This window comes from Stenotrophomonas sp. YIM B06876 (genome assembly GCF_030711595.1).
Lineage (GTDB): Bacteria > Pseudomonadota > Gammaproteobacteria > Xanthomonadales > Xanthomonadaceae > Stenotrophomonas.
Genome location: NZ_JAUJUJ010000639.1, coordinates 1 through 363, shown reverse-complemented (window position 1 = coordinate 363; position 363 = coordinate 1). Strand labels below are relative to the sequence as shown.

Sequence of the window (363 nt, the reverse complement as noted above, 5' to 3'; positions counted from 1 at the left end):
CGGCATTCAGGCGCATGAAGGCGGTGTCGGTGGCGGCGTCGGCGTACAACAGCGTCGCGCCGCCGTTCAGGCGCTGCGTGCCGGGGTTGAGCACGCCGCTGTTGCATGCGGTGGAGCGGTAGAACCAGTCGGTGAGCAGCGAAGACGCCGACGACTGCGTGGCGATGCAGTGGCTGGCGCTCAAAAAATACGGCGTGCCGCTCGACTTGGCATCGTTGAGCAAGGTGCCCGTGCACAGGTAGCTGCCGCCGTTGTCCACGAACAGCATGCGCGCCACCGAACGGCTCTCGCTGCTGAACTCGGGCCGGCAGCTCACGTCGATGTTGCAGCTGGCCGCATCGCCCACCGCGCCCACCTTGGCAA

1 pseudogene is annotated in these 363 nt (G+C 66.9%); it reads right to left on the bottom strand.

Annotated elements, in window-relative coordinates:
• A pseudogene (locus tag QZH66_RS18825) lies at positions 1-363 on the bottom strand (serine protease); the annotation flags it as partial.